This window comes from Caulobacter sp. 05T431 (assembly GCF_056665975.1).
The window spans coordinates 109,084-134,739 of record NZ_JBFTKU010000005.1; the positions used below are offsets into that span (position 1 = coordinate 109,084).

The following is a 25,656-nucleotide window of genomic DNA, read 5'->3' on the forward strand; positions in this document are numbered from 1 at the left end:
ACCGCCAAGAAGAAGTAGCCCCATGAAGACCTATACCGGCACGCGCCCCCCGGGCCCCAAGGGCCTGAACGATCCCCGCTCGACCGGCGGCCAGCCCTCGCGGCCCCGGCCGATCGATCCGCAGGCCCTGCGGGGGACCAAGACCTGATGGCCCAGACCGACACCAAGGGCGCCGGCCTGGCCGACCGGCTGAAGACGGCCGCGGAGGCCAAGCAGGCCCTGCTGGCCAAGTTCAGGCCCAAGCCGGCCGTGGCCGACCCGCTGTTCGCCGAGCGCGGCGTCGAGGCGGCGGCCGAGCTGAAGGCCGTGCGGGCCGAACGCCAGGCGGCCCGGACCGTCCGCAAGGCGGCGGCCGACGCCGTCGTCGCCGAGGCCGCCGCCGTGGCCGGCCAGCGCGCCGAGCGCAAGCGCGCCAAGGTCCCGACCGAGGCCGAGGCCAAGGACAAGCGCGACGCCCGCTACGCGGCCCGCAAGTCGCGCCAGTGATGGCGGGCAGGATCCCAGTCTCGCCGTTCGGGTCGCAGGACTACGAACTGCAGTGCGACAACCTCGTGGACCTGCGCGAGGCCCACATCCGCTCGCGCCACGCCCGGCCGATGCGGGTGGGCGACCTGTGCACCCTGGCCCAGGACGACGAGGTCTTCGAGCTGGTGGTCACCGATTTCACCGACCGGGGCGCCGAGGGCTGGAGCGTCCGCTGCCGGGTCATCGAGGCGCACCGGCCATGAGCGCCCGGGCCGGACGGCGACGGCGCGCGCGGGGCGAAGGTTCCCGCCGGATCGCGTCCCAGCGCAGGATCGGCGGCCTGATCCGCTGGCAGGCCTCCCCGCGCCGAGGCAGCGCGCGGCCGGGCCTGTGGGCCGCCGTGGCCCTCGCCGCCCTGGTGCTGACCCTGGCCCTGATCGCGGCCCGCACGGCCGGCTGGCTGCACTGGGGGAACCTGCTGATGCTGGTCCCGGTCGGCGTGCTGCTGGCGGTGTTCGGCGCCGGGATGATCGCCTTGCTGCGGCGCGCCGTGGCCTGGCTGGCGGGGTAGGGGCGCGTCCCACCCTCTCCTTTCAATCGTCATCCCGGGCCTTGTGCCCGGGACCCCTGGTTCAGCTGACGGTGAAGAACAATGGCGCGCTGGCGCGCCACCCCTCCACACCTGCGACGGACAGAGGGGTCCCGGGCACAAGGCCCGGGATGACGGACAAAGAAGGGAGCGTTGGAGGTAACAAAGGTACCGGTACCTTTTTCGCTGTCCCGCACGCGCAAGCTGTGTCTAGATACCGCCCTGACACCGGTGTCGCACCGGATGAGACGGCCCTCCAACGGCCGCGGGACAAGGGGAAACGCGTGAAGGCTTCAGCGATCCAACCGTCGGGCTACGCGCTCGCCCTGGCTCTGGCCCTGGCGGCCGGAACGGCCCGCGCCCAGGCTCCCGCGGCGTTCCTCGACCCCACCCTGAAGCCCGAGGCCCGCGCCGCCGCCCTGGTCTCGGCCATGACGCTGGAGGAAAAGGCTTCGCAATTGAAGCACGCCGCCCCGGCCATCCCGCGCCTCTCCGTGCCGGCCTACAACTGGTGGAGCGAAGGGCTGCACGGCGTGGCGCGGGCGGGCGAGGCCACGGTCTTCCCGCAGGCGATCGGCATGGCGGCCACCTGGGACGTCCCGAGGATCCACGGCGTGGCCGACACCATCGCCACCGAGTTCCGCGCCAAGTACGTGGAGAAGCGCGCCCCCGACGGCGGCTCGGCCCAGTATCGCGGCCTGACCGTCTGGTCGCCCAACATCAACATCTTCCGCGACCCGCGCTGGGGCCGGGGCCAGGAGACCTGGGGCGAGGACCCCTACCTGACCGCCGAGCTGGGCGTGGCCTTTGCCACCGGCCTGCAGGGCGACGACCCGACCTATTACAAGACCGTGGCCACGGCCAAGCACTTCGCCGTCCACAGCGGGCCCGAGGCCGACCGCCATCGCGACGACGTCCACCCCTCGGCCCACGACCTCGAAGACACCTACCTGCCGGCCTTCAAGGCGCTGGTGACCCGGGCCAAGGTGGAGTCGGTGATGTGCGCCTACAACGCCGTCGACGGCGCGCCGGCCTGCGCCAACACCCCGCTGCTGGCCGACCGGCTGCGGCGCGACTGGGGCTTTTCCGGCCACGTGGTCTCGGACTGCGCGGCCATCGCCGACGTCTTCCTGCCCACCTCGCACGGCTATGTGAAGACCGCCGAGCAGGCCGCCGCCGTCAGCATCAAGGCGGGCACCGACCTGTTCTGCGCCGAGTTCGGGGAGAACAAGAGCAGCGACATCGGCCCGATCGTCCAGGCCGTGAAGGACGGCCTGGTCAGCGAGGCCGAACTGGACCAGGCGGTCCGCCGGCTGTTCGTCGCCCGCCTGAAGCTGGGGCTGTTCGACCCGCCCGAGCGCGTGCCCTATTTCAAGATCACGGCGGCCGAGAACGACACCCCGGCCCACCGCGCCCTGTCGCTGGAGACGGCCAAGGCCGCGATGGTGCTGCTGAAGAACGACGGCCTCTTGCCACTGAAGACCGCCCCGGCGCGGATCGCGGTGATCGGCCCAAACGCCGACAGCGTCGACGCCCTGGTCGGCAACTACAACGGCACGCCGTCCAAGCCGGTCACCGTGCTGGCGGGGCTGAAGGCGCGGTTCCCGGACGCCCGGATCGACTTCGTCGAGGGCACGGGCTGGACCGCGGCCCCGCGCGAGGACGTGCCGAACGGCGTGTTGAAGGACCTGAAGGTCGAGACCTTCCAGGGCCTGGATCTGACCGGTCCCGCCGGCGCCGCCGAGCCCGCGGCCAACGCGTCGTTCAGCTGGGGCCGGCCCCAGCGCCAGGCGCGGACCACCTCGATGCGCTGGACCGGGACCCTGGTCCCGACCGAGACGGGCGTCCACCGCTTCTCGGTCACCGGCGAGGGCGGCTACCGGGTGATCGTCGACGGCAAGACCGTGGTCGACGCCTGGACCCGGGCCAAGGACTCCGCGCCCGACGGCGAGGCGGTCCTGACGGCCGGCAAGGCCAGCCGGATCGTGGTCGAGGCCACCCAGTCGGGCGACCGGGGCGACATGCGCCTGCAGTGGAGCCGGCCCAGCCGCGGCGCCGACGCCGCCGTGGCCGCGGCCAAGGCCGCCGACCTGGTGGTCTTCGTCGGCGGGCTGACGGCCAAGCTGGAAGGCGAGGAGATGTCGGTGCGGGCCAAGGGCTTCGCCGGCGGCGACCGCACCAGCCTGGACCTGCCCGCCCCGCAGGAGGGGCTGCTCGAGCGCCTCCAGACCACCGGCAAGCCGGTCGTCCTTGTGCTGATGAACGGCTCGGCCCTGAGCGTGAACTGGGCCGACGCCCACCTGCCGGCCATCGTCGAGGCCTGGTATCCGGGCGGCGAGGGCGGCCGGGCGGTGGCCGACCTGCTGGCGGGCGACTTCAGCCCGGCGGGGCGCCTGCCGGTCACCTTCTACCGCTCGGCCGACCAGCTGCCGGCGTTCAAGGACTACACGATGGCCGGACGCACCTACCGCTACTTCGGCGGCGAGGCGCTGTATCCGTTCGGCTACGGCCTCAGCTACACCCGGTTCAGCTACGGCGCGCCCGTGCTGGCGCGGACGGCGGTCAAGGCGGGCGAGGACCAGATGGTGGCGGTCGAGGTCACCAACAGCGGGGCGCGCGACGGCGACGAGGTGGTGCAGCTCTATGTCACGCGCGACGTGGCCGGGGCGCCGGCGCGGGCGCTGAAGGGCTTCACGCGCGTCCACCTGAAGGCGGGCGAGACCAAGCATGTGGCGTTCAAGCTGGACGCCCTGGCGATGAGCACGGTCGCGGCCGACGGCGCGCGCAGCGTCCAGCCGGGCCCGGTGAAGCTGTGGATCGGCGGCGGGCAGCCGGTGACGCGGGCGGGGATGGAGCGGGCGCCGGGCGTGGACGCGACGTTCACCGTGGAGGGGACGAAGGGGTTGGCGAACTGATTATTGATCCGCTCATCCCGGCGAATGCCGGGACCCAGATGGAATGGCTTTGAGGCTGACGCCAAGAGCGCTGAGCTCTTCCAATCAGCCACTCGGCTTTGTGATCTGGGTCCCGGCATTCGCCGGGATGAGCGGCATCAAAAAAGGAACCTCACACCACCTTTGCCAACAACCCCAGCTCCCCCGCCTTCATCACCGCTTCCTGCCGCTTCACCACCCCCAGGCGCTTCTTCGCCGCCTCGATGTGGTGGTGCACGGTGCGGGGCGAGAGGGTCAGGATCGCGCCGATCTCCCAGTCGGTCTTGCCCCGGCTGGCCCAGTACAGGCACTGGGCCTGGCGCTCGGAGATCACCCCGTAGTCGGGGTTATCGTCCTGCAGCTCCCAGTGCTTGAGCATGATGGTGCCGAACACCGTGGCCAGGCTCTCGACCACGGCGCGGGCGGTAGGGTCGGTGGTGGTCGCCTCGGTGGCCATGCGGATCAGCACCTCGTGGCCGGCCGGGCCGAACACCCGCACCACATAGCCGTCGTTCATGCCGAACTCCGACGCCTCGCCCCACATGGCCCGGGCGCGGTTGTCGCCCAGCGGCTTGGCGTCGGTCCAGGCGAAGGCGCGGGTCGATTTCTGCAGCAGCTTGATGCACGGGTCGTGGACCACGTGCCGCTCGCCCCAGTAGCGGGCGTCCCAGGCGTCGAAGTCTCGGCGGCTGAGGGTGGGCGGCTCGCGGCCCAGCTGCTCGGCGTTGATCAGGGTGGCGCAGAAGCGGTCGTAGCCGAAGGCCGCGATCGCCCGGCCGAAATGCGCCTCGACCTCGTCGGGCCCCGCATAGTGCGGCGCCTTGCTGAGGAAGCTCCAGGCTTCCTGTTCGGCGGTGTTCAACACGTGGAGATACTCGGCCCCTCGAGGAGGGCAGAGTAGGGGATGAAGCGGGGATCGGCCAGGGGGAGGCGATGGGGGCTCACCCACTTGCCCCCACCTGACCGCTACGCGGTCTGTCCGCCCCCATAGGGGGCGGATGCCTCTTCCCCCTCCGGGGGAAGACGACCGCGAAGCGGTCCGTAGGGGGCAAGTGTTCGCCGCGCTTAAGCCGCCGGCTTGCGCCGCAACCGCGCCAGCCGCCGCAGCCGCCGCCAGAACCGGGTCTTCTCCGGCTCGGGATAGGGCTGCAGGTTCTTGTAGAACTCCTCGGCGCAGGCGCGCCACGAGAAGCCCTCGGCGAACTTGCGGACCGCGGCGTGGTCGATGTCGAGGCACGCCAGGCAGGCCTCGCGCAGGCCGTCGGTCTGGCCCGGCGCCAGGACGCCGGCGCCGGAGCCGGGGATGATGTCGATCGGCCCGGGGGCCGAGAACGCCGCCACCGGCACGCCGGCGGCCATGGCCTCCAGGATCACCAGGCCGAAGGTGTCGGTCAGGGACGGGAAGCAGAAGACGTCGGCGCAGGCGAAATAGCGGCCCAGCTCCTCGCCGAACTTGGCGCCGGTGAACACCACGTCGGGATATTTCTCGGCCAGCTCCTCGCGCTGGGGACCGTCGCCGACGATCACCTTGGTGCCGGGCAGGTCCAGGCTGGCGAAGGCCTCGATGTTCTTCTCCACGGCCACGCGGCCGACATTGAGGAAGATCGGCCGGGCCAGGCCCTCGAACACGTCCGGCTCACCCTCGACGCGGGGCTTGAACACGTCGGTGTCGACGCCCCGGGTCCAGGGCGAGATGTTGCGGAAGCCGTGGCGCACCAGCTCGTCGCGCATGGTGGGGGTGGCGACCATCAGGCGGCCCGACGGCTTGTGGAACCAGCGCATGTAGGTGTAGCCGGCCGACAGCGGCAGCGGCAGGCGGGCGGAGACGTACTCGGGGAACCGGGTGTGGTAGCTGGTCGTGAACGGCAGCTTCCATTCCAGGCAGATGCGGCGGGCGGCCAGGCCGATCGGACCCTCGGTGGCGATGTGGATCGCCTCGGGCTCGAACGACTTGAAGCGCTCCATCACCGGCTCGTAGGCGCCGATGGCCAGCTTGATCTCCGGATAGGTCGGAAGCGGGAAGGTGGGGAACTGGTCGGGGCTGACGACATCGACCTCATGGCCCATGGCCTTCAGCTCGGCCATCACCTTGGTGAGGGTCCGGACCACGCCATTGACTTGGGGTTCCCAGGCATCGGTTGCGAGTAGTATCCGCATCAGGCGGCGGCAGGCTCCGGTATCGGGGGCTCGAGGGTGAGCGCCCGCGCCCGGTCGATAACCGACCAGGACCTAAGCTTTGACCATTCCAGTATTTCGAGCCGTCCGTCCAGATGCTCCACGAGCGCGGTGCAGCTTTCCACCCAATCGCCGTCGTTCACATAGAGCACGCCGTCGATCTCGCGCATCTCGGCCTTGTGGATGTGGCCGCAGATGACGCCGTCCACGCCGCGCCGCCGGGCCTCGTCGGCGACGGCCGCCTCGAAGTTCTCGATGAACTGCAGGGCGTTCTTCACCTTGACCTTCAGGAAGGCCGACAGGCTCCAGTAGCCGAAGCCCAGCCGGCGACGGGCGCGGTTGAGCAGGGTGTTGAGCATCAGGATGGTCCGGTACGACCAGTCGCCCAGGAAGGCCAGCCACTTGGCGTGCTGCACAACCCCGTCGAACTCGTCGCCGTGCACCACCAGGTAGCGCTTGCCGTCGGCGGCCTCGTGGATCACGTCGCGGGCCACCACCACCCCGCCGAAGTGCACGCCGCAGAAGTCGCGCACCCGGTCGTCGTGGTTGCCGGGCACGTAGATCACCTCGACGCCCTTGCGCGCTAGGCGCAGGATCTTCTGGACCACGTCGTTGTGGGCCTGGGGCCAGTACCAGCCGCTGCGCAGCTTCCAGCCGTCGATGATGTCGCCCACTAGGAACAGCTTGTCGCATTCGACGTGGCGGATGAAGTCCAGCAGCAGCTCGGCCTGGCAGCCGCGGGTGCCCAGGTGGATGTCGCTGATGAAGACCGAGCGGTAGCGGCGGATCTCGATGTCGGTGTCGGTGACCATGTGCCCCTCCAGCGGTTCAGGTCGGCGTTCGGCCTCCGGTCCCCCCGGACCAGCCATGCTCCGGCGCGCCCCGGTGTCCTGGGGGGCCATGAGCCGGCGATTAAGCTGATTGCATGTCGCTTTCGTGAAACGGCGATCCGCACACGGCGCGACGCTGCGTCGCACAAGCGCCCGAAATTTCACCATTGGATAAATCTTGTTGGACAAGGCAAAGCTTTGCCAGCCCAATGCTGTTGCAGCGCAACATCGCTTTCACTAGATCAAGAGTCATGGACGCCGCTCGCCTCGCCAAGGACACGCCCAAGTCGCTGAAGACCCGGGCGCGCATTCTCGACCAGGCGATGCGTCTGATCGCCGAGATCGGCTACCACGCCGCGACCAATCCGGTGATCGCCGACGCCGCCGGCCTGACGCGCGGGGCGATGCTGTACCACTTCCCCACCCGCGAGGCCCTGGTCGAGGCGGCCGTGGCCCACGTCCAGGCCGAGCGCTCGGCCCTGTTCCGCGCCGCCGCCGACACCCTGCCCCAGGGCGCCGACGTCACCGAGCACGCGATCGACAGCTACTGGGACCTTTTGCACACCGTGCCGTTCCTGGCCTTCGCCGAGCTGGAGGCCGCCGGCCGCACCGACCCCGCCGTCCAGGCCCTGCTGGCCCCGGCCCAGGCCGAGTTCGACCGCGCCCAGGCGGGCGACCACTTCCTGAAGATCCTCCACGCCGGGGCGGGGCCCAGATTCCAGGCGTCGCGGGATCTGGCGCGGTTCATGCTCGAGGGGTTGGCCCGGGCGTCCCTGACCTACGACAACGACGGCCGGCGCGAACGCCTGCTGATGCTGATCAAGCGGGCCACGCACATGCTGAACCGCAAGGGGGACGTGCAGGATTTGTGGCCGGACTGAGGTCAGTCCCCGGCGAGCGAGTCCGGACGCTCGTAGAGGATTTCGGGAAGATCGGTAGCGATCACCTCTAGGCAGAGGTTCTGGCCGCTCAAAAGGAAGTGACGCAGCACGCCGCCGCTCAGGGCGGTCAGCCCATTGGCCATTTCGTCCAGATAGGCGCTTCGGGCGATCTCGTAGGCGAACGAGATCCGCACGCCCTCCTCGCTTCGCTGGTCCCAGTAGGGAAGAAGTTCGCGCTCGTCGCAAACGCGGTAGCTGACGGGGTCTTCGACCACCACCCAGGCCGAGCCGCTGTCGCCCTCGTACTCGGCGATCAGGCGCCGTTGCACGCCGGGCCGGTGACGGATGTCGAACAGGTCTCCACCGCCCTTCCAGCCGCCGCGCCATCCCAGTTGGACGTCGAGCGAATTGAAACCGGAGGGCGTCCGGAGGGGGCTTTGAATTTCGGTCGTCATGAAGGGCCTTGAGAGAGCTTCCGGGCGGGTCGTTCGAGAAACCCATCCGGCCCGGATGGGCCTCACCTTAAACCCTTGGTGGATCGGAGCTCTGGCGTCTGGCCGTGTCAAGGACGGCGCGTCGCGCCGCCGCGGCGCGGCCGCCGGAGGCGGTCCTTGACACGGCCAGACGCCAGGGCGAGCTCGCCTCCAAGGGTCTAAGGCGAGGCCTCGCCGCTGGCGGATGACGTCTGGGGTGTTTCCGGGGGCGCGTTTCTTGAACCCTCTCTCTTTGAGAGAGGGAGGGGCCCGCCGCGAAGCGGTGGGAGGGTGAGTGGTTACACTCTCTCAGGACCCAGCTCTGACGGAACAGCGACATCGACGGTGGGAAGGTGACCTCCTTTGAAGGCGCCCAACCGCTCCGGACTCTCCGGTTGGCGGTGAAACCACTCACCCTCCCACCGCCTCCGGCGGCGGGCCCCTCCCTCTCTCAAAGAGAGAGGGATTCAGACCCTTGCCCTCTAATCCTCGATCGCCTCCTCGCCCTGCGCCTCCAGCCGCGCCACCCCGGCCTTCATCGCCTCCAGCTGCTCCGCCGGATGTCCCGTCCAGCCCGTGACCTCGCCGAGGATCCGCAAGGGGTCGCGGGTGCGGAAGGACTGGCTCGGATTGCCCGGGAATTTCTTGTCGGTCAGGTTGGGGTCATTCTCCAGCGGGCCGGTCGGCTCGACAACGTAGATGCGGCCCCGCCCCGCGCCCTGGGCCAGTTCCGCGCCCCAGACGGCGGCGTCCAGGGTGGCGCTGACATAGGCGAAGGCCGCGGGCCGGCGCCGGCCGAAGTTGGAGGCGTGGCCGGGGGCGATCAGGTCGTGGCCCTTCAGGTCGGCCTTGGTGCCGTGGAAGAAAGCCTGGACGAACGGGGTGGCTGCGGTGGTCATCGATCAGGGGCCCTTCTGAGACCGGGAACCGAGGTTCCCGCCAGGGCGCCACAGACTGCGCATAAATCGCCGGCCGCCAATTCTTGAACTTGGGTTTTTCAGCCCCAGATCAGTACCAGGCGAGGGGCTCACAGCCGTCCGCGCCGTCCCCCCTTCAGTTTGTCCAGCGCCCGCCGGGCGTGCTCCGCCTGGGCGGCCACCGGCGCCATAGCGGCGTTCAGCGGCTCCAGCGACAGGTCGGCGGGTGTTCCGGGCGCCGTGACGGCCTTGGTCGGGGCCGCGCGCGGCGTCGGTTCCAGCAGGGCCACCTTGCGGCCCATGACGGCGATCGCGCCGACGGCCTTGGCCCGGTCGAGGGCCGCGCGGATCTCGGCGGGATCGACGCTGCGTTCGATGATGGCCCAGGCGGCGTCCAGCGCGTCCATGAGCTTGGTCTGCAGGGCCTGGCGCCAGGCGATGGCCGGGGTCAGGGGCGGAGCGGGGGTGTGTTGGGTCTGGTTCATGCCCCTAGTGTGCGGCCGTCCCGGAGGGTGGGGATCGGAAACGTGCGTTTTCGTGTAGCGCGTTGATTTCGTTGAGGGCGGGTTTGGAATTTGCGGGGATAGAGGCGTCTCGGCCGACTTGGGGGACACACACTCACGGCAAGGCGGGCGAAGATTCGTCGAGGCCGTGGGGTGAGTGTGTGTCCCCTTCTTCAGTCACGACCCCTGTGGATAACTTCCGCGCCTACGCCTTCAGCGCCCGGGGCAGCACCTGGGCGAAATAGTCCAGTTCGGCGGGGCTGGCGGTGCCCACGCGGATCCAGGTGGGGTGGCGAGGGCTGTCGAACACCCGCACCTCGACGCCCAGCGACGCCAGGGTCTTCTGGAAGGCCAGGTTCGGCCGGCCGCAGTCCACGAAGACGTAGGTGCCGTGCGAGGGCAGGCAGGTCAGGCCGTTGGCGCGGCAGATCGCGTAGATCTTCTCGCGGCAGCCCTCCAGATAGGCCTTGGTCCCGGCCAGATAGGCGGGGTCGCCGTAGCAGGCCAGGGCGGCGGCCAGGCCGGGGCGGCCCTTGTGGGTGGGGATCAGGCTCTTCAGCTGCCTGATCCGCTCGGGCTGGGCGATCACGAAGCCCACCCGCAGGCCGGCCATGCCATAGACCTTGGAGAAGGTGCGGGCCACGACCACGTCGTGACCGGCCCGCACCAGGTCGACCATCGAGCAGCGCGCCGGGTCGGGGCTGATCTCGATATAGGCCTCGTCGACGATCACTGGGCAGATCTTGGCGGTCTCGACGCAGAAGGCGCGCAGGGCGTCGGGGTCGAGCAGGAGGCCGGTCGGGTTGTTCGGGTTGCAGACATAGATCGCCCCTGGGACCGTCCCGGCCCCGGTCTTCCTCGCGCCCAGGGCCGCGAGGTCGATCTGGTTGTCGGCGGCCAGCGGGACCCAGTCCAGCCTGGCGCCCCGGCGCTCGGCGTAGAGCAGCGGCGTGGCGTAGCTGGGTTGGGGCGAGACGATCGGACCCGCCTTGGCGAACTCGGCCGACAGCAGCGACAGAGCCTCCAACGAGCCGTTGCACAGGCCCACCTGGTCGGGCGACACGCCTTCCCGTTTCGCGATGGCCGCGATCAGCGGCGGCTCCAGCTCCCAGGCGTAGTAGGCGGCCTCGGTCACGGCCTTGGCGGCGGCCTGGCGGGCGGCGGGGCTGGGGCCGTACGGGTTCTCGGTGACGCCCAGATGGGCGCGGATGGCGGGCGGGGCGGTCGGGTCGACCGAGGTCTCGGCGGCGGCGGCCAGAAAAGGAACCAGCGCTGTTCCACCGGTCAGGGCCGCCAATGCGCTTCGCCGCGTCGTGTCCATCTTTCGATCCCCATACGTTTGTCATCCCGGAAGCCCCGCAGGGGCTGTCCGGGACCCAGGGGACTGGGCGGAAGCGTTGCGGTTCACCTGGGTCCCGGACAAGCGCTGCGCGCTTTCCGGGATGACAACCCTTCAAGCGCGGACGGCAGTCGAGCAGCGGTTCGTGACAGGATCAACCGGCCAATCAGGAAAGGCTTATCGGCAACGCCGTCGTGAACTTGATCTGCTCCATCGCGAAGCTGGACGACACGTCGGTGAGCGGGGCGGTGGCGATCAGGCGGCGGTAGAAGCGGTCGTAGGCGGCGATGTCGCGGACCACGACCTTGAGCAGATAGTCGACGTCGCCGCTCATCCGATAGAACTCGACCACCTCGGGCAGGGCCTTGGCGCCGTTGGCGAAGGTCTCCAGCCACGCCTCGTCGTGGCGGCCTGTCTTCACGGCCACGAACACCGTCAGCGGCAGGTCCAGGGCGTCGCGGTCGATCAGGGCGACGCGGGCGGTGATCACCCCGCTGTCCTGCAGCCGCTTGACCCGCTTCCAGCACGGCGTCTGGGACAGGCCCACCCGCTCGGCCAGCTCGGCGATGGGCACGGTGGCGTCCTGCTGTAGGATGGCCAGCAGGCGTCGGTCGATGTGATCCAGCTGTATCATTCTCTTCGTGGGTCAAAATGGAGAATGGAGTTCTCCTTGGTTACCGCGAAGCCGCGACTTCGACCATGGCATTCTCGCGAACCACGGCATCATGGAACCACGTTCTCACGGGGCCTGGACCATGCTCGACCTCTTCACCCGCCACCCACGCACCGTCGACGAGACCTATGCCGAGCACATGGGCGTGGCCTGGAGCTTCGCCGTCCCGATGCTGCTGGGCGGCGCGGCCTGCTTCATCCACGGGATCTTCCCGTTCCTGTTCGAGACCACCGGCAGCCGCTGCGTGAAGACGCTCTACACCCGCATCGCCAACCGCGGCCGCAAGTCGGCCGGGACCGAGGTCCCGAACTGGGCGGCGTTCGACGCGGTGATCTAGGGCTCAGGCGGGACGGCCTAAAAATCCCTCTCTCTATGAGAGAGGGATTCGATAGGCGGCTTCCGTCCCCACTTGTGAGCGGTCACCACACAAGCTTGTCAGAATCCGTCGTCGGCGGAGCATAATCTCCCCCTTGGCGGCGCGGCGCGCCTAGCCCAAGGTCCCGCCCGAGAGTCGGGAGGACTGAATGAGCTTCTGGAACCGCCGCAAGGCGATCGACACCGCCGGCGGCGACGCCGCGCACGCCCTGAAGAAGACCCTGAGCTGGTACCACCTGGTGGCCCTGGGCGTCGGGGCCGTCGTCGGCACCGGCATCTATACGCTCGTGGGCGACGGGGCCGGCATGGCCGGTCCGGGCGTGATGCTGTCGTTCCTGATCGCGGGCCTGGTCTGCGCCTGCGCGGCCCTGTGCTACGCCGAACTGTCGACCATGATCCCGGCCTCGGGCAGCGCCTACACCTACAGCTACGTGGCCATGGGCGAGCCGGTCGCCTGGTTCGTGGGCTGGAGCCTGATCCTCGAATACACCCTGGTCTGCGCCGCCGTGGCGGTGGGCTGGTCCGACCACGCCGCGGGCCTGTTCCGCATGGCGGGCCTGCCGGAGTTCCTGCTGTTCGGCCCGCATCACACCTTCGCCGACGGAACCCACGGCCTGATCAACCTGCCGGCCGTGATCATCTCCATGGCGGTGGCCGGGCTGCTGTCACTGGGCACGCGGGAGAGCGCGACCGTCAGCATGGTGCTGGTGGTGATCAAGATCGCGGCCCTGGTCCTGTTCATCGCCCTGGCCCTGCCGGCGTTCAACGCCGGTCATTTCACGCCCTTCATGCCCAACGGCTTCGGTGCTCACACGCTTCCCGGCGCCGATGAGGCCAAGGTCGGGGTGATGGCCGCCGCCAGCGTGATCTTCTTCGCCTTCTACGGTTTCGACGCGGTCTCGACCGCCGCCGAGGAGACCAAGGATCCCAAGCGCGACCTGACGATCGGCATCGTCGGCTCGATGCTGGCCTGCTCGGTGATCTACATGGTCGTGGCGGCCGCCGCGATCGGCGCCTCGCCCACCGAGGTCTTCTCCAAGGTCGGCGCGCCGCTGGTCTTCATCCTGCAGAGCCTGGGCCATCCGGCCATGGCCCAGGTGGTGGCCCTGGCCGCCGTGGTCGCCCTGCCGACCGTGATCCTGGCCTTCATGTACGGTCAAAGCCGCATCTTCTTCGTGATGTCCCGCGACGGCCTGCTGCCCGAGGCCCTGTCGCGGGTGAACACCAGGACCGGCACCCCGGTCATCATGACCCTGCTGACGGGCGTCCTGGCGGCGGGCATCTCGGGCCTGCTGTCGCTGAAGGAGATCGCCTCCCTGGCCAACGCCGGCACCCTGGCCGCCTTCATCGCCGTGGGCCTGTCGGTGATCATCCTGCGGATGCGCGACCCGAATCGGCCGCGGGTGTTCGCCACGCCGCTGTGGCAATTGGTGGCGCCCGGCGCCATCCTCGGCTGTCTCTATCTGTTCTACAGCCTGCCTTCGAAGACCCAGCGCTACTTCCTGTACGCCCACCTGATCGGGGCGGCGGTGTACTTCCTGTACGGGGTGCGACGCAGCGCCCTGGCGCGGGCCGAGGCCGGAAAGGTGTAGACCAGACTCGGGACGATCTCTGGGGGTGATTTTGCAGCGTTTCGTCCGGTCCATCCTGTATCGACCCAGCGTCTGGGCGCTGCTCGTCCTGGCGCCGCTGGCCGCGTGCGGCGGCGGTGGCGGCGGGGGACCCTCGCCGGGCGTCGTCACGCCGCCCCCTCCACCGCCTCCACCTCCACCTCCGCCGCCGCCGCCTCCGCCGCCCCCGCCGACCTACCCCACCTCGGGCGGCGCCGAGTACCAGCGCGGCTGGAACCTGGGCGCGATCCACGCCGACAGCGCCTACGCCAAGGGCGCGACCGGCCAGGGGATCACCGTGGCGGTGGTCGACACCGGGGTCGACGCCAGCCAGCCCGACCTGGTCGGGGCGGTGTCGGCCGACTCCACCGACATCGTCGGCCGCGGCCAACTGGTCGGAACCAGCCGCCACGGCACCCGCGTGGCCGACATCATCGCCGCGCGCTTCAACGGCGCGGGCACGATCGGCGTCGCCTACGCCTCGACCATCCTGTCGATCCGGGCCGACGACAGCCGCGTGGCCACCGTCGGCTGTCCCGAATGCGTGTTCGATTCCGACACCCTGGCCGACGCCCTCGACTACGCCGTGGCCAAGGGCGCCCGGGTCGTGAACCTGTCGCTGGGCGGCGACGGCCCCGAAGGCCCCCGGTTCGAGGGCGCCCTGGCCCGCGCGGTGGCCGCCGGGGTGGTGATCGCCGCCTCGTCGGGCAATGACGGCGCGGCCGAATCCTCATGGCCGGCCCGTTACGCCGTCGACCCGCGCTACGCCGGCTCGGTGATCGCGGTCGGCGCCCTGACCCAGGCCGGGGTGATGGCCAGCTATTCCAACAAGGCCGGCTCGGCCGCCAACGGCTACCTGTCCGCGCCCGGCGACAGCATCACCACCGAGTGCGACACCACCGGCTGCGTGTCGGTCTCGGGCACCTCGTTCGCCGCGCCGCAGGTCTCGGGCGCCCTGGCCCTGCTGATGCAGGCCTTCCCCAACCTCTCGGGCCGCGACGCGGTCGACATCCTGCTGCGCACCGCCGCCGACCTGGGGACCGCCGGAACCGACTCCACTTACGGCCGGGGCGGCCTGGACCTGGCCCGGGCCTTCGCGCCGGTGGGGACCAGCAGCCTGTCCCTGCCCGACGGCGCGACCGCGCCCCTAACCGGGCCCGGCGTCGGCGGCAATGTGGGCTCGGCCTTTGGTTCGGCCCTGCGGCGCACCGACGGCCTGACCACGGTGATCCACGACGACTACAAGCGCCTGTTCTCGGTCGACCTGGCCGCCGGCGTTCCCAGCCAGCGGCGCGGCGCCCTGCTGACCCCGCCGCCGATCCAGGCCTCCAGCCAGGTGGTGGTGGGCGGGCCGGCCCTGGGCGGGCTGAACCTGGCGGTCTCGGTGGAGGGGCCGGTGTTCGACGAGCGCGCCCACGAGCCCGAGCCGTCCCTGACCCTGGGGCCCCAGCCGATGCGCTCGATGCGGGTGCAGGCGGCGTTCGGGCGCCTCAGCTTCTCCAACTGGACCGGCGAGGGCGGGGCCCCGGCCCCGGCGGGCCCGGCCGGCCGCGACGCGTTCCAGACCATCGCCCAGCCCGACCGCAGCACCCAGGCCGCCCTGCGCCTGGGCCGCTTCGCCCTGCTGGCCGAACAGGGCTCGGCCCATCCGCGCCGGCCGCTGCAGATCACCGAAATCCAGGGTTCGTCCTACGCCTCGGCCACCGGCATGATGCAGATCGGCGACGCCCTGCTCAGCCTGACCGGCGGCTCGCTGGACGAGCCCCTGGGCCCGCTGGGCTCGTACCTGACGCCCGGCACGACCCTGGCCTTGCCGGCCCGGACCCGGTTCGGGGCGGCGGCGCTCGACCTCTATCCGCGTCCCGGCCTGTCGCTGCACGCCGACCTGTCGATCGGCCGCACGGGCGTGGAGGGGGGCCTGCTGTCGCTGGACCGCGCGATCAGCAGCGCCTGGCGGCTGGAGGCCGGCGCCGACTGCGCCCTGATCGGCTGGTCCTGCTCGCGCCTGACCTTCGGCGTCTCCCAGCCCCTGCGCATCGAGAGCGGCAAGTTCCAGGCCACGCTGGCCGACGTGCCCCTGGCCTATGACGACCCGATCACCTTCTCGACCCGCCGCTTCAGCGCCGCCCCCGACGGCCGCGAACTGGACCTGACGGCGGGCGTGGAGCGCGCCTTCGGCCCGCTGCGCTCGCTGGTTCTGCGCACCAGCCTGGCCCTGCAGCCGGGCCACCAGGCCGACGCGCCGCCGGAGCTGGGGGCGATGGCGACCTGGCGATCGCGGTTCTAGGCCTTGAATCCCTCTCTCAAAGAGAGAGGGAGGGGCCCGCCGCGTAGCGGTGGGAGGGTGAGAGGTTTCACCGCTGGCCGGCAAATCCAGGGCTGTTGAGCGCCTCAAACCTGTTCAGATGTCCACCACGATGCGGTCGTCGAAGCGCGGCAGCCTTCGTCGGAGCTTGTTCTGAGGGGCTGTAACCACTCACCCTCCCACCGCCTTCGGCGGCGGGCCCCTCCCTCTCTCAAAGAGAGAGGGATTCAAGTGGCCCCCTTCCTTTCCGCCGTTCCGTCGCTACAGTCCGCTCAAAACAAATGTTTGAAGCGGAAGGAACGCCATGGCCCTGGACCTCGAGACCCGCGAGCAGCTGATCGACACGGTCCGCCGTTTCGTCGCCGAGCGGCTGCGCCCGATCGAGGCCAAGGTGGCCGAGGACGACGCCGTGCCGGCCGAGGTCGTCGAGGAGATGAAGGGCCTGGGCCTGTTTGGCCTGTCGATCCCCGAGGACTTCGGCGGCCTGGGCCTGAACATGGAGGAGGAGTGCCTGGTCGGGATCGAGCTGGGCCGCGCCTCGCCGGCCTTCCGCTCGGTGTTCGGCACCAATGTCGGCATCGGCAGCCAAGGGCTGGTGATGTTCGGGACCGACGAGCAGAAGGCCAAGTGGCTGCCGGGCATCGCCTCGGGCGAGATCGTCACCAGCTTCGCCCTGACCGAGCCGGAAGCCGGGTCCGACAGCGCCGCCGTCCAGACCCGCGCCACGCGGGACGGCGACGACTATGTGCTGAACGGCGGCAAGCGGTTCATCACCAACGCCGGCAAGGCCTCGCTGTTCACGGTGATGGCCCGCACCAATCCCGAGGCCAAGGGCGGCAGCGGCGTTTCGGCGTTCCTGGTGCCGCGCGACCTGCCGGGCCTGGAGGTCTCCAAGCCCGAGAAGAAGATGGGCCAGCAGGGCGCCCACATCCACGACGTCACCTTCGACAATGTCCGCGTGCCGGCCTGGAACCGGCTGGGCGCCGAGGGCGAGGGCTTCAAGGTGGCCATGCAGGTGCTGGACCGGGGGCGGCTGCACATCTCGGCGGTCTGCGTGGGCGTGGCCGAGCGGCTGATCGCCGACTGCGTGGCCTACGCCTCCGAGCGCAAGCAGTTCGGCGCGCCGCTGGCCAGCTTCCAGATGGTCCAGGCGATGATCGCCGACAGCAAGACCGAGGCCCTGGCGGCCCGCGCCCTGGTCCTTGAGACCGCCCGCCTGCGCGACACGGGCGCGGGCGTGACCCTGGAAGCGGCGGCGGCCAAGCTGTTCGCCTCGGAGATGGTGGGCCGGGTGGCCGACCGGGCGGTGCAGATCTTCGGCGGGGCCGGCTATGTCGCCGACTACGGCATCGAACGCCTGTACCGCGACGTGCGGATCTTCCGGATCTACGAGGGCGCCAGCGAGATCCAGAAGCTGGTCATCGCCCGCGAGACGCTGAAGCGGGGCGGGTAGGGGCCGCGCGGCCGTTTGTCGCGCGCCCTCCGGCTTTGATCCTAGTCAAACTGTTAACCATGTCGGCTCGATACGGGCCCCTTAGTCTGTAAGGGAATCCGCGTCATGAGCCGTGATACGTCGCTGAACGAGCGCCTCGCCTTCATGGAGCTGGACCACGACGCGCGCGGCGCGCTGCGGTCGGTGGCGCCGGTGATCGAGCGCGAGATCGGCGCGGCGCTGGGCGGCTTCTACGGCAAGGTCCGCAAGACGCCCGAGACCAACGCCTTCTTCGCCGACACGAGGCAGATGGACCAGGCCAGCGCCCGCCAGCAGGGGCATTGGCGCTCGATCGCCAAGGCCGAGTTCGGCGACGACTACGGCCAGGCGGTCAAGACGGTCGGCCAGGTCCACGCCCGCATCGGCCTGGAGCCGCGCTGGTACATCGGCGGCTACGCCCTGGTGGCCGACCACCTGATGCGCGCCGTGGTCAAGGACCAGTGGCCCAAGGGCATGTTCGCCAATGCCGGCGACGGCGGCGCCAAGGCCGGGGCGGCGGTCTCGGCCCTGATGAAGGCCGTGATGCTGGACATGGACATCGCCATCTCGACCTACCTGGAAGAACTGGACGCCAAGCGGAAGGCGCTGGAGACCGAGCGGGCCCGCGACGCGGCGAACCAGGGCGCGATCGTCTCGGCCCTGGGCGAGGCCCTGGCCCGCGTGGCGCGCGGCGACCTGACGGCCCGCGTCGGCGGCGAGGTGGCCCCGGAGTTCCAGGCCCTGCAGTCGGACTTCAACAACGCCATGCGGATCATGGAGGAGGCGATGGGCCAGGTGGCCGGCGCCACCGAGGGCATCCGCCTGGGCGCCGACGAGATCGGCCACGCCGCCGACGACCTGTCGCGCCGCACCGAGCAGCAGGCGGCCAGCCTGGAACAGACCGCCGCGGCGCTGGACCAGATCACCGCCACCGTCCGCACCACGGCCAGCGGCGCCAAGCAGGCCTCGACCGTGATCGCCGCGGCCAAGACCGACGCCGAGCGCTCGGGCGAGGTGGTCAGCGACGCCGTCAGCGCCATGGGCCAGATCGAGACCTCGTCGCGCGAGATCGGCAAGATCCTGGGCGTGATCGACGAGATCGCGTTCCAGACCAACCTCCTGGCCCTGAACGCGGGCGTCGAAGCCGCCCGGGCGGGCGACGCCGGCCGCGGTTTCGCGGTCGTGGCGCAGGAAGTCCGGGCCCTGGCCCAGCGCTCGGCCGACGCGGCCAAGGAGATCGAGAACCTGATCTCGACCTCGACCCGCCAGGTCGAGGCGGGGGTCAGCCTGGTCGGCCAGACCGGCGAGGTCCTGCGCGGCATCGTCGGCAAGGTGGCCGAGATCGACGACCTGGTCACCGGCATCGCCTCGTCGGCCCAGGAGCAGTCCACGGGCCTGCACCAGGTCAACATCGCCGTGAACCAGATGGACCAGGTCACCCAGCAGAACGCCGCCATGGTCGAACAGACCACGGCCGCGACCCACTCGCTGAAGGGCCAGTCGGCCGAGCTGGGCCGTCTTCTGGGCGGCTTCACCCTGTCGGGCGTCCGCCCGGCGGCGGTGTCCACCCCCGCCGCCCGCCCCGCGCCCGCGCCCGCGCCTCGCCCGGCGATGTCCCGCCCCGGCTCCACGGCCCCCCTGCGCCGGGCGTCCGGCAACACCGCCCTGGCGGTGGACGAGGGCTGGCAGGAGTTCTAGAGGCGCCCACCAAATCCCTCTCTCTTTGAGAGAGGGAGGGGCCCGTCGCCGTCAGGCGGTGGGAGGGTGAGTGGTTTCACCGCCAGCCGGAAAATCCCGATTCCTTCCGTTGCGGGGTCTCGAAGGACGAGCTCAAGCTTGTCCCATGGATGCGACCGCCAACGCCCGCCGCCTTCGCCGGAACCAGACCTTTGCTGAGAAGGCGCTTTGGAAGCTGGTGCGTAACCGCCAACTGGGCGGCTTCAAGTTCGCGCGGCAAATTCCAATAGGCCGCTACTTCGCCGACTTCGTCTGCGAGGCGGGCAAGCTGATCGTCGAGCTGGACGGACCGGCTCACGAAGGGCGCGAAGATTACGACCAGCGCCGCACTCAGGACCTGGAACTCTTCGGATACGTGGTCCTGAGGTTTCCCAACGACCGGGTCCTGGTTGATCCTGGCGGGGTCGGCGAAGACATCCTGGCCGAGCTCCGTTCGGACAGGATGTAACCGCTCACCCTCCCACCGCCTTCGGCGACGGGCCCCTCCCTCTCTCTAAGAGAGAGGGATCAAGATACAGCCCCCAAACGCAAAACGCCCCCGCCGGCTCTAGCCGGAGCGTCCCCTGTAAGGACGCTCCGACGGAGCCAGCGGAGGCGTATTAAGATCCCTGGAATAAGCCCAGGGAGCTTTTGAAAGCTTACGCGCCGCCCGGGAAGCGGAACGGAACCTTCACGGTGCCGGTCTTGGCGCCCATCGGCAGCTTTTCAGCGATGCACATGGCGGCCTTGTCGAAACCCTTGCCGGCGGCGCTGTTGTCGACGACCTTGCAGTCGGCCAGCTTGCCGTCGGTGGCGGTGCATTCCAGCATCACCTGAGCGGCGTCGCGGGTGTTCGCGAATTGCTGCAGGCAACGGCCCATTTGGTCTTCAAAGCCGCCAGCCGCCGAGGCGGCTTGAGCGACGAAAAAGCTGCCAGCGATTCCCGCGGCAATAGCGATCGGATATTTCATCCCGCTGCTCCTAGTAGTGTTGTCTCGCCCTTCGGACGTCGCGTCGTCCGGACGCCTGAGCTTTTTCGCAGGTGCGAGTTAAAATATTCTGAGTCACCGAAAATTGTTTTATTTACTTATCGGTAACCACGGTTATTTGGCGAATACGGCGGTTTCACCTGAAACTAGACTCTGATTGCGTTCGCCAAGACTCCGAGCCGACTCCGCGTCCAGCCACGCCCGTACAGGAATGACTCACGCGCGCGCGCGGGCCTTTATCCCCGGAAGCCGGGGCGGGAAGGGGAGGGGCGCGGGAAATTGGGGGGTGCGACATCCCCCTGCGGCAAACGCTCTTAACCAAAGTCAGGAACTATTAGGAATATACCGTGATGATCCCCCTCGACGTTGGCGATCCGTGCGCACGGTAACGCCGCTAGAGGGGACAAAACCGATGAAGCGCTTCCGGCTCGTCGATCTTCCGTTGATCATCAAAATCGGCTTCGCGCCGGCGTTCGCCCTGCTCATGCTGGCCCTGATGGCCGGCGGAGCGATCGTCGTGCAGAAGAGCCAGTCCGCCGCGCTCAAGCAGGTCGTCGAAACCGACATGCGCGAGAACATGGAGATCCAGGCGATCTCCAAGCGGATCTCCAACATCAACGGCGAGCTCTACACGGTGCTCACTCACAAGGCCGGCAACATCGACGTCGACAAGAACGACGCTCGCATGGCCGCGATCCTGACCGAGACCGATGCGCTCAAGAAGGACCTGACCGCTCTGAAGGGCAAGCTGCCCAAGGAAGAGCAGCCGAAGATCGCCGAGCTGATCAAGTCGCTCGACGAATGCCGCAGCGCCATCGACACGGTGAGCGGCATGATCGGCGTCGACTTCAACATGGCGGTCGGCTTCATCGCCCCGTTCGAAGAACAATACGCCAAGATGACCGGCCAGCTGGACGCGGTCGTGGCCGCCGCCAACAAGCGGGTCGCCACCGAGACCGCCAAGAAGCAGGCTGAAGCCACCGCCGCGATGAGCGCCACGATCGTGCTGTCGCTGATCACCCTGGCCGCCGTGGCCGGCCTGGCCTTCATGACGGTCATGACCACCCGCAAGTCGATCGGCGACATCGCCGGCGCCACCGAGAAGCTGTCGAAGGGCGACAACACGATCGACCTGGAGAAGATGACCCGCGGCGACGAGCTGGGCGCCATCGTCCGCTCGCTGAAGGTCTTCCGCGACAACCAGATCCACCTCGAGCAGATGCGCGCCGAGCAGGAGAAGTCGGCCGCCCTGACCGCCGACGAGCGTCGCGCCAAGGAAGAGGCTTCAGCCGCCGCCGCCCGCGAGAACGCCCTGGTGGTGTCGTCGCTGGCCGAGGCCCTGGAGCACCTGGCCAAGGGCGACCTGACCTTCCGCGTCAGCGCCGACTTCCCGGGCGACTACCGCAAGCTGAAGGACGACTTCAACGCCGCCATCACCCAGCTGCAGGAAACCATCAAGGTCATCGCGGCCTCGACGGACGGCCTGCGCACCGGCGCCGACGAGATCGCCCACGCCTCGGACGACCTGTCGCGCCGCACCGAGCAGCAGGCCGCCTCGCTGGAAGAGACCGCCGCCGCCCTGGACGAGCTGACCGCGACGGTGCGCCGCACCGCCGGCGGCGCCAAGCAGGCCTCGGAAGTGGTCGCCAGCACCCGCGGCGAAGCCCAGCACTCGGGCCAGGTCGTGCACGAGGCCGTCTCGGCCATGGGCGCCATCGAGGACTCGTCCAAGCAGATCAACCAGATCATCGGCGTCATCGACGAGATCGCCTTCCAGACCAACCTGCTGGCCCTGAACGCCGGCGTCGAAGCCGCCCGGGCGGGTGACGCGGGCCGCGGCTTCGCGGTCGTCGCCCAGGAAGTCCGGGCCCTGGCCCAGCGCTCGGCCGAAGCCGCCAAGGAGATCAAGACCCTGATCTCGTCCTCGACCCAGCAGGTCAGCCAAGGCGTCAGCCTGGTCGGCCAGACCGGCGAGGCCCTGCAGCGGATCGTGGTCAAGGTCGGCGAGATCGACGCCCTGGTCACCGAGATCGCCGCCTCGGCCGCCGAACAGGCGACCGGCCTCAACGAAGTGAACACCGCCGTCAACCAGATGGACCAGGTGACCCAGCAGAACGCCGCCATGGTCGAGGAATCGACCGCCGCCACCCACTCGCTGAAGGGCGAGACCGGCGAGCTGGTGCGCCTGATCGGTCGCTTCCGGGTCGGCGACGGCCGCCAGCAGATCTCCGCCTACGAGCGTCCGCAAGCGGCCGACCCGGCCGTGCACACCCCCGCCGCCAACCCGGTGGCTGAACAGCGCGCCCGCCTCAACGCCTTCGCCCGTCCCGGACGCGGCGGCGCGGCGACGGCGGCCGCCCCCGCCGCTGACGGTTGGGAGGAGTTTTGATGTCGACCGCGATCGCCCTGCCCGAAACCCTTGATCTGAAGGCTTCGGGTCCGCTCAAGCAGGCGTTCGTCGAACGCCGCGGCCAGGACATCGAGATCCATGCGGACCAGGTCCGTCGCCTCGGCGGCCTGTGCCTGCAGGTCCTGCTGGCCGCCCGCAAGGCCTGGGCCGAGGACGGCAAACCCTTTTCGATCACCGCGCCTTCCGAGGCGTTCGTGGAAACCATCCGTCTGTTCGGGGCCGAAGGGGCTCTCCTGCAGACCGAACTTCAAGGAGCTGCATCGTGACGCGTACTGTCCTCACGGTCGATGACTCGCGCACGATGCGGGACATGCTGCGCATGGCCCTCGCCGGAGCCGGGTTCAACGTCGTCGAAGCCGTCGACGGGGAACACGGGCTGGAAGTGCTGTCCGCCCATCGCCCGGACGTGATCATCACCGACATCAACATGCCCAAGCTGGACGGCTTCGGCTTCATCGAGGCCGTGCGGGTCGACGACGACTACCGCGCGATCCCGATCCTGGTGCTGACCACGGAAAGCGACCCCAGCAAGAAGCAACGGGCTCGGGAAGCCGGCGCGACGGGCTGGATCGTCAAGCCGTTCAATCCCGAAAAGCTCGTTGAGGCGATCCGCCGCGTCGCGGCCTGATGAATCAAGTGCTCTAGGTACTGAAATACCTTTGTAGGAAGTCGGGGAATGGACGAGCTAGAGGCCATCAAGGTCACCTTCTTTCAGGAATGCGAGGAACTGCTCGCGGATCTTGAAGGCGGGCTCTTGGCCATGCAGGACGGGAACGACGACGGCGACACCGTCAACGCCGTGTTCCGGGCCGTGCACTCGATCAAGGGCGGCGCGGGCGCGTTCGGCCTCGAGCCGCTGGTGCGCTTCGCCCACGTGTTCGAGACGCTGCTCGACGCGCTGCGGTCGAACGAGATCCCCGGCACGCCGGACCTGACCGCCCTTCTGCTGCGCGCCTCGGACGTGCTGGCCGACCACGTCAGCGCCGCCCGCGGCCTGGGCGTCGTCGACATGGACGCCTCCGCCGCCATGGCCGCCGAGCTGAAGATCGCCACCGATCCCAACGCCGCCCCGGCGCCCGCTGCCGCGCCGGTGGAGGAAGCCTCGGCTCCGACCCCCGCCCCGACCTATGTGGACGCGGCCGCCCCGATCGTCATCGGCGCCGAAGACGGCCTGGACGACGACGACCTGGGCTTCGACTTCCAGCCCATGACCATCACCCTCGACGCCCAGGCCGCCGACGCGGCCGTGCTCGACGGCAATGTCTGGACGGTGTCGATCCGTCCGAAGTCGGACCTGTACCGCAAGGCCAACGAGACGGCCCTGCTGCTGCGCGAACTGAGCCGCCTGGGCCCCATCCAGGCGACCCTGGACGACAGCGCCATGCCGGCCCTGGAATTCCTCGACCCCGAAGCCGCCTACGTCACGTGGAGCGTCCGGGTCGAGACCGACCAGGGCGAAGAGGCCATCCGCGAAGTCTTCGAATTCGTCGACGGCGACTGCGACCTGGAGATCGTCCGCGGCGAGGCCCCGGTGGCCGACGTGCTGGCGACCCTGCTGGACGTCGCCGCCCCGGCTCCGGAGCCCGAACCCGTCCTCGAAGCCGCGCCGCTCGAGATCGTCGCCGAGGCTCCCGTGGTCGAGGCCCCCGTCGAGGCGCCCGCGCCGGTGGTCGAGGCCGCCGCGCCCGCCCCGGCCCCCGTCTCGGCCCCGGCCCCCGCCGCCCCGCCTGTCGCGGCCAACGCCCCGGCCGCTGCCGCAAAGCCCGCCCAGATCGACGTGCCCGGTCCGGGCCAGTCGGTGATCCGCGTCGATCCGGAACGCATCGATCGCCTGATCGACCTGGTCGGCGAGCTGGTCATTAACCAGGCCATGCTGGCGCAGCGCGTCGGCGAATACGGCATCGCCCCGTCCTCGAACCTGGCCATGGGTCTGGATGAGCTGGAACAGCTCACCCGCGAGATCCAGGACAGCGTCATGGCCATCCGCGCCCAGCCGGTGAAGTCGGTGTTCCAGCGCATGCCGCGCCTGGTCCGCGAAGTCGCCAACATGACGGGCAAGCAGGCCCGCCTGGTGATGGACGGCGAGAACACCGAGGTCGACAAGACGGTCATCGAGCGTCTGGCCGATCCGATCACCCACATGCTGCGCAACGCCATCGACCACGGGCTGGAAAGCCCCGAGGAGCGCAAGGCGGCCGGCAAGAACCCGGAAGGCGTCGTGCGCCTGGCCGCCCTGCACCGCAGCGGCCGGATCGTCATCGAGGTCCAGGACGACGGCAAGGGCATCAACCGCGAGCGGGTCCACTCGATCGCGGTCAAGAAGGGCCTGATCTCGCCGGACCTGCAGCTGACCGACGAAGAGATCGACAACCTGATCTTCCTCCCCGGCTTCTCGACCGCGGACAAGATCTCGGACGTGTCCGGCCGCGGCGTCGGCATGGACGTGGTCAAGCGTTCGGTCCAGGCCCTGGGCGGCCGGATCTCGATCACCTCGCGTCCCGGCCTGGGCTCGACCTTCACCCTCAGCCTGCCGCTGACCCTGGCCGTCCTGGACGGCATGGTGGTCGACGTCGCCGGCGAGACCCTGGTCATCCCGCTGGCCTGCATCGTCGAGAGCCTGCGCCCGAAGGCCGAGGAAATCCGGCCCCTGGGCCCGGTCGGCTCGGTCCTGGCCGTCCGCGACAGCTTCGTGCCGCTGATCGACGTGGGCCTGACCCTGAACTACCGCGAGCATTCGCCCGCCGCGACCGAAGGCGTGGTCCTGCTGGTCGAGGGCGAGGACGGCTCGCGCGCCGCCCTGGTGGCCGACGCCATCCACGGTCAGCGCCAGGTGGTCATCAAGTCGCTCGAGCAGAACTACCAGCAGGTCGAAGGGGTCGCCGCCGCGACCATCCTGGGCGACGGCCGGGTGGCGCTGATCCTGGACGTCGACGCCGTGATCAACTTGCGCCGCCGCGGTCCGCCGCTCCCGTCCGATCCCACCCTCATCGCCGCGGAATAGC

24 protein-coding genes and 1 pseudogene are annotated in these 25,656 nt (G+C 69.6%); 16 read left to right on the forward strand and 9 right to left on the reverse strand.

Features of this window, described 5'->3' with window-relative positions; translation table 11 throughout:
* Positions 1–22: 22 nt before the first annotated feature.
* From AC1U89_RS06720 to AC1U89_RS06740, 5 genes are all read left to right on the forward strand, one after another.
* The gene (locus AC1U89_RS06720; RefSeq protein WP_479898951.1) at positions 23–148 is read left to right on the forward strand and encodes a hypothetical protein; all 126 of its coding nucleotides are present in this window, start codon (positions 23–25) and stop codon (positions 146–148) included.
* Positions 148–486 (forward strand): DUF6481 family protein, encoded by a 339-nt coding sequence (locus tag AC1U89_RS06725; RefSeq protein ID WP_479898952.1) that lies wholly within the window; start codon positions 148–150, stop codon positions 484–486. Before AC1U89_RS06720 ends, AC1U89_RS06725 begins: the two co-directional genes overlap by 1 nt.
* A complete protein-coding gene (locus AC1U89_RS06730) occupies positions 486–728 on the forward strand; it encodes a hypothetical protein (protein WP_479898953.1) in 243 nt (80 codons plus the stop codon). Before AC1U89_RS06725 ends, AC1U89_RS06730 begins: the two co-directional genes overlap by 1 nt.
* Positions 725–1,036: a hypothetical protein gene (locus AC1U89_RS06735; RefSeq protein WP_479898954.1), complete on the forward strand. Its 312-nt coding sequence runs from the start codon at positions 725–727 to the stop codon at positions 1,034–1,036. The genes AC1U89_RS06730 and AC1U89_RS06735 overlap by 4 nt, the downstream gene beginning before the upstream one ends.
* A gap of 302 nt (positions 1,037–1,338) precedes the next feature.
* Entirely contained in the window at positions 1,339–3,969 is a 2,631-nt protein-coding gene (locus tag AC1U89_RS06740; RefSeq protein ID WP_479898955.1) for a glycoside hydrolase family 3 C-terminal domain-containing protein, read from the forward strand.
* Positions 3,970–4,120: 151 nt separating this feature from the next.
* Here the strand turns inward: AC1U89_RS06740 and AC1U89_RS06745 are convergent, their stop codons facing one another.
* From AC1U89_RS06745 to AC1U89_RS06755, 3 genes are all read right to left on the reverse strand, one after another.
* The gene (locus AC1U89_RS06745) at positions 4,121–4,852 is read right to left on the reverse strand and encodes a helix-turn-helix transcriptional regulator (RefSeq protein WP_479898956.1); all 732 of its coding nucleotides are present in this window, start codon (positions 4,850–4,852) and stop codon (positions 4,121–4,123) included.
* 200 nt (positions 4,853–5,052) lie between these two features.
* Positions 5,053–6,144 carry a glycosyltransferase family 4 protein gene (locus AC1U89_RS06750; protein ID WP_479898957.1) on the reverse strand — a complete coding sequence of 364 codons (1,092 nt, stop codon included), beginning with the start codon at positions 6,142–6,144 and terminating at the stop codon, positions 5,053–5,055.
* Positions 6,144–6,974, reverse strand: a complete 831-nt coding sequence (locus tag AC1U89_RS06755; protein WP_337688746.1) for a UDP-2,3-diacylglucosamine diphosphatase — start codon at positions 6,972–6,974, stop codon at positions 6,144–6,146. The genes AC1U89_RS06750 and AC1U89_RS06755 overlap by 1 nt, the downstream gene beginning before the upstream one ends.
* Before the next feature lie 269 nt (positions 6,975–7,243).
* Here AC1U89_RS06755 and AC1U89_RS06760 point away from each other — a divergent pair, with 269 nt between their 5' ends.
* Positions 7,244–7,873 carry a TetR/AcrR family transcriptional regulator gene (locus tag AC1U89_RS06760; protein WP_479898958.1) on the forward strand — a complete coding sequence of 210 codons (630 nt, stop codon included), beginning with the start codon at positions 7,244–7,246 and terminating at the stop codon, positions 7,871–7,873.
* 2 nt (positions 7,874–7,875) lie between these two features.
* On the opposite strand, the gene AC1U89_RS06765 is transcribed toward AC1U89_RS06760, so the two are convergent.
* From AC1U89_RS06765 to AC1U89_RS06785, 5 genes are all read right to left on the reverse strand, one after another.
* Positions 7,876–8,328, reverse strand: coding sequence for a hypothetical protein (locus AC1U89_RS06765; RefSeq protein WP_479898959.1), 453 nt, complete (start codon positions 8,326–8,328; stop codon positions 7,876–7,878).
* A gap of 500 nt (positions 8,329–8,828) precedes the next feature.
* Positions 8,829–9,245, reverse strand: a complete 417-nt coding sequence (gene arr, locus AC1U89_RS06770; RefSeq protein WP_479898960.1) for an NAD(+)--rifampin ADP-ribosyltransferase — start codon at positions 9,243–9,245, stop codon at positions 8,829–8,831.
* Positions 9,246–9,373: 128 nt separating this feature from the next.
* Positions 9,374–9,748, reverse strand: a complete 375-nt coding sequence (locus AC1U89_RS06775) for a hypothetical protein (protein ID WP_479898961.1) — start codon at positions 9,746–9,748, stop codon at positions 9,374–9,376.
* A 223-nt stretch (positions 9,749–9,971) separates the two neighbouring features.
* Positions 9,972–11,087 carry a pyridoxal phosphate-dependent aminotransferase gene (locus AC1U89_RS06780; RefSeq protein WP_479898962.1) on the reverse strand — a complete coding sequence of 372 codons (1,116 nt, stop codon included), beginning with the start codon at positions 11,085–11,087 and terminating at the stop codon, positions 9,972–9,974.
* A 184-nt stretch (positions 11,088–11,271) separates the two neighbouring features.
* Positions 11,272–11,739, reverse strand: coding sequence for an Lrp/AsnC family transcriptional regulator (locus tag AC1U89_RS06785; protein ID WP_479898963.1), 468 nt, complete (start codon positions 11,737–11,739; stop codon positions 11,272–11,274).
* Positions 11,740–11,860: 121 nt separating this feature from the next.
* Between AC1U89_RS06785 and AC1U89_RS06790 the strand changes: the two genes are divergently transcribed.
* From AC1U89_RS06790 to AC1U89_RS06815, 6 genes are all read left to right on the forward strand, one after another.
* A complete protein-coding gene (locus AC1U89_RS06790) occupies positions 11,861–12,115 on the forward strand; it encodes a DUF6356 family protein (RefSeq protein ID WP_479898964.1) in 255 nt (84 codons plus the stop codon).
* A 187-nt stretch (positions 12,116–12,302) separates the two neighbouring features.
* Positions 12,303–13,745 carry an amino acid permease gene (locus AC1U89_RS06795; RefSeq protein ID WP_479898965.1) on the forward strand — a complete coding sequence of 481 codons (1,443 nt, stop codon included), beginning with the start codon at positions 12,303–12,305 and terminating at the stop codon, positions 13,743–13,745.
* Positions 13,746–13,770: 25 nt separating this feature from the next.
* The gene (locus AC1U89_RS06800) at positions 13,771–16,050 is read left to right on the forward strand and encodes a S8 family peptidase (RefSeq protein WP_479898966.1); all 2,280 of its coding nucleotides are present in this window, start codon (positions 13,771–13,773) and stop codon (positions 16,048–16,050) included.
* Between the two features lie 322 nt (positions 16,051–16,372).
* Entirely contained in the window at positions 16,373–17,521 is a 1,149-nt protein-coding gene (locus AC1U89_RS06805) for an acyl-CoA dehydrogenase family protein (protein ID WP_479898967.1), read from the forward strand.
* 105 nt (positions 17,522–17,626) lie between these two features.
* Positions 17,627–19,237, forward strand: coding sequence for a globin-coupled sensor protein (locus tag AC1U89_RS06810; protein WP_479898968.1), 1,611 nt, complete (start codon positions 17,627–17,629; stop codon positions 19,235–19,237).
* A gap of 145 nt (positions 19,238–19,382) precedes the next feature.
* Positions 19,383–19,724, forward strand: coding sequence for an endonuclease domain-containing protein (locus tag AC1U89_RS06815; RefSeq protein WP_479898969.1), 342 nt, complete (start codon positions 19,383–19,385; stop codon positions 19,722–19,724).
* Between the two features lie 190 nt (positions 19,725–19,914).
* Here the strand turns inward: AC1U89_RS06815 and AC1U89_RS06820 are convergent, their stop codons facing one another.
* Positions 19,915–20,226 (reverse strand): energy transducer TonB, encoded by a 312-nt coding sequence (locus AC1U89_RS06820; RefSeq protein ID WP_029911285.1) that lies wholly within the window; start codon positions 20,224–20,226, stop codon positions 19,915–19,917.
* A 384-nt stretch (positions 20,227–20,610) separates the two neighbouring features.
* Here AC1U89_RS06820 and AC1U89_RS06825 point away from each other — a divergent pair.
* The 4 genes and pseudogenes from AC1U89_RS06825 to AC1U89_RS06840 all read left to right on the forward strand — a co-directional run bounded on the left by AC1U89_RS06825 (position 20,611) and on the right by AC1U89_RS06840 (position 25,655).
* Positions 20,611–22,633 (forward strand): annotated as a pseudogene (locus AC1U89_RS06825) (methyl-accepting chemotaxis protein).
* Positions 22,633–22,920: an STAS domain-containing protein gene (locus tag AC1U89_RS06830; protein ID WP_029911291.1), complete on the forward strand. Its 288-nt coding sequence runs from the start codon at positions 22,633–22,635 to the stop codon at positions 22,918–22,920. The pseudogene AC1U89_RS06825 and the gene AC1U89_RS06830 overlap by 1 nt, the downstream one beginning before the upstream one ends.
* Positions 22,917–23,282 (forward strand): response regulator, encoded by a 366-nt coding sequence (locus AC1U89_RS06835; RefSeq protein ID WP_028038734.1) that lies wholly within the window; start codon positions 22,917–22,919, stop codon positions 23,280–23,282. Before AC1U89_RS06830 ends, AC1U89_RS06835 begins: the two co-directional genes overlap by 4 nt.
* Before the next feature lie 48 nt (positions 23,283–23,330).
* Complete coding sequence (locus AC1U89_RS06840; protein WP_479898970.1) at positions 23,331–25,655, forward strand: chemotaxis protein CheA; 2,325 nt, start codon at positions 23,331–23,333, stop codon at positions 25,653–25,655.
* Position 25,656 lies beyond the last annotated feature (1 nt).

Coding starts and splice junctions, on each gene's coding strand:
- AC1U89_RS06720 (WP_479898951.1), top strand. CDS start 23: ATGAAGACCTATACCGGCACGCGCCCCCCGGGCCCCAAGGGCCTGAAC.
- AC1U89_RS06725 (WP_479898952.1), top strand. CDS start 148: ATGGCCCAGACCGACACCAAGGGCGCCGGCCTGGCCGACCGGCTGAAG.
- AC1U89_RS06730 (WP_479898953.1), top strand. CDS start 486: ATGGCGGGCAGGATCCCAGTCTCGCCGTTCGGGTCGCAGGACTACGAA.
- AC1U89_RS06735 (WP_479898954.1), top strand. CDS start 725: ATGAGCGCCCGGGCCGGACGGCGACGGCGCGCGCGGGGCGAAGGTTCC.
- AC1U89_RS06750 (WP_479898957.1), bottom strand. CDS start 6,144: ATGCGGATACTACTCGCAACCGATGCCTGGGAACCCCAAGTCAATGGC.
- AC1U89_RS06755 (WP_337688746.1), bottom strand. CDS start 6,974: ATGGTCACCGACACCGACATCGAGATCCGCCGCTACCGCTCGGTCTTC.
- AC1U89_RS06760 (WP_479898958.1), top strand. CDS start 7,244: ATGGACGCCGCTCGCCTCGCCAAGGACACGCCCAAGTCGCTGAAGACC.
- AC1U89_RS06765 (WP_479898959.1), bottom strand. CDS start 8,328: ATGACGACCGAAATTCAAAGCCCCCTCCGGACGCCCTCCGGTTTCAAT.
- arr (WP_479898960.1), bottom strand. CDS start 9,245: ATGACCACCGCAGCCACCCCGTTCGTCCAGGCTTTCTTCCACGGCACC.
- AC1U89_RS06775 (WP_479898961.1), bottom strand. CDS start 9,748: ATGAACCAGACCCAACACACCCCCGCTCCGCCCCTGACCCCGGCCATC.
- AC1U89_RS06780 (WP_479898962.1), bottom strand. CDS start 11,087: ATGGACACGACGCGGCGAAGCGCATTGGCGGCCCTGACCGGTGGAACA.
- AC1U89_RS06785 (WP_479898963.1), bottom strand. CDS start 11,739: ATGATACAGCTGGATCACATCGACCGACGCCTGCTGGCCATCCTACAG.
- AC1U89_RS06790 (WP_479898964.1), top strand. CDS start 11,861: ATGCTCGACCTCTTCACCCGCCACCCACGCACCGTCGACGAGACCTAT.
- AC1U89_RS06795 (WP_479898965.1), top strand. CDS start 12,303: ATGAGCTTCTGGAACCGCCGCAAGGCGATCGACACCGCCGGCGGCGAC.
- AC1U89_RS06805 (WP_479898967.1), top strand. CDS start 16,373: ATGGCCCTGGACCTCGAGACCCGCGAGCAGCTGATCGACACGGTCCGC.
- AC1U89_RS06810 (WP_479898968.1), top strand. CDS start 17,627: ATGAGCCGTGATACGTCGCTGAACGAGCGCCTCGCCTTCATGGAGCTG.
- AC1U89_RS06815 (WP_479898969.1), top strand. CDS start 19,383: ATGGATGCGACCGCCAACGCCCGCCGCCTTCGCCGGAACCAGACCTTT.
- AC1U89_RS06820 (WP_029911285.1), bottom strand. CDS start 20,226: ATGAAATATCCGATCGCTATTGCCGCGGGAATCGCTGGCAGCTTTTTC.
- AC1U89_RS06830 (WP_029911291.1), top strand. CDS start 22,633: ATGTCGACCGCGATCGCCCTGCCCGAAACCCTTGATCTGAAGGCTTCG.
- AC1U89_RS06840 (WP_479898970.1), top strand. CDS start 23,331: ATGGACGAGCTAGAGGCCATCAAGGTCACCTTCTTTCAGGAATGCGAG.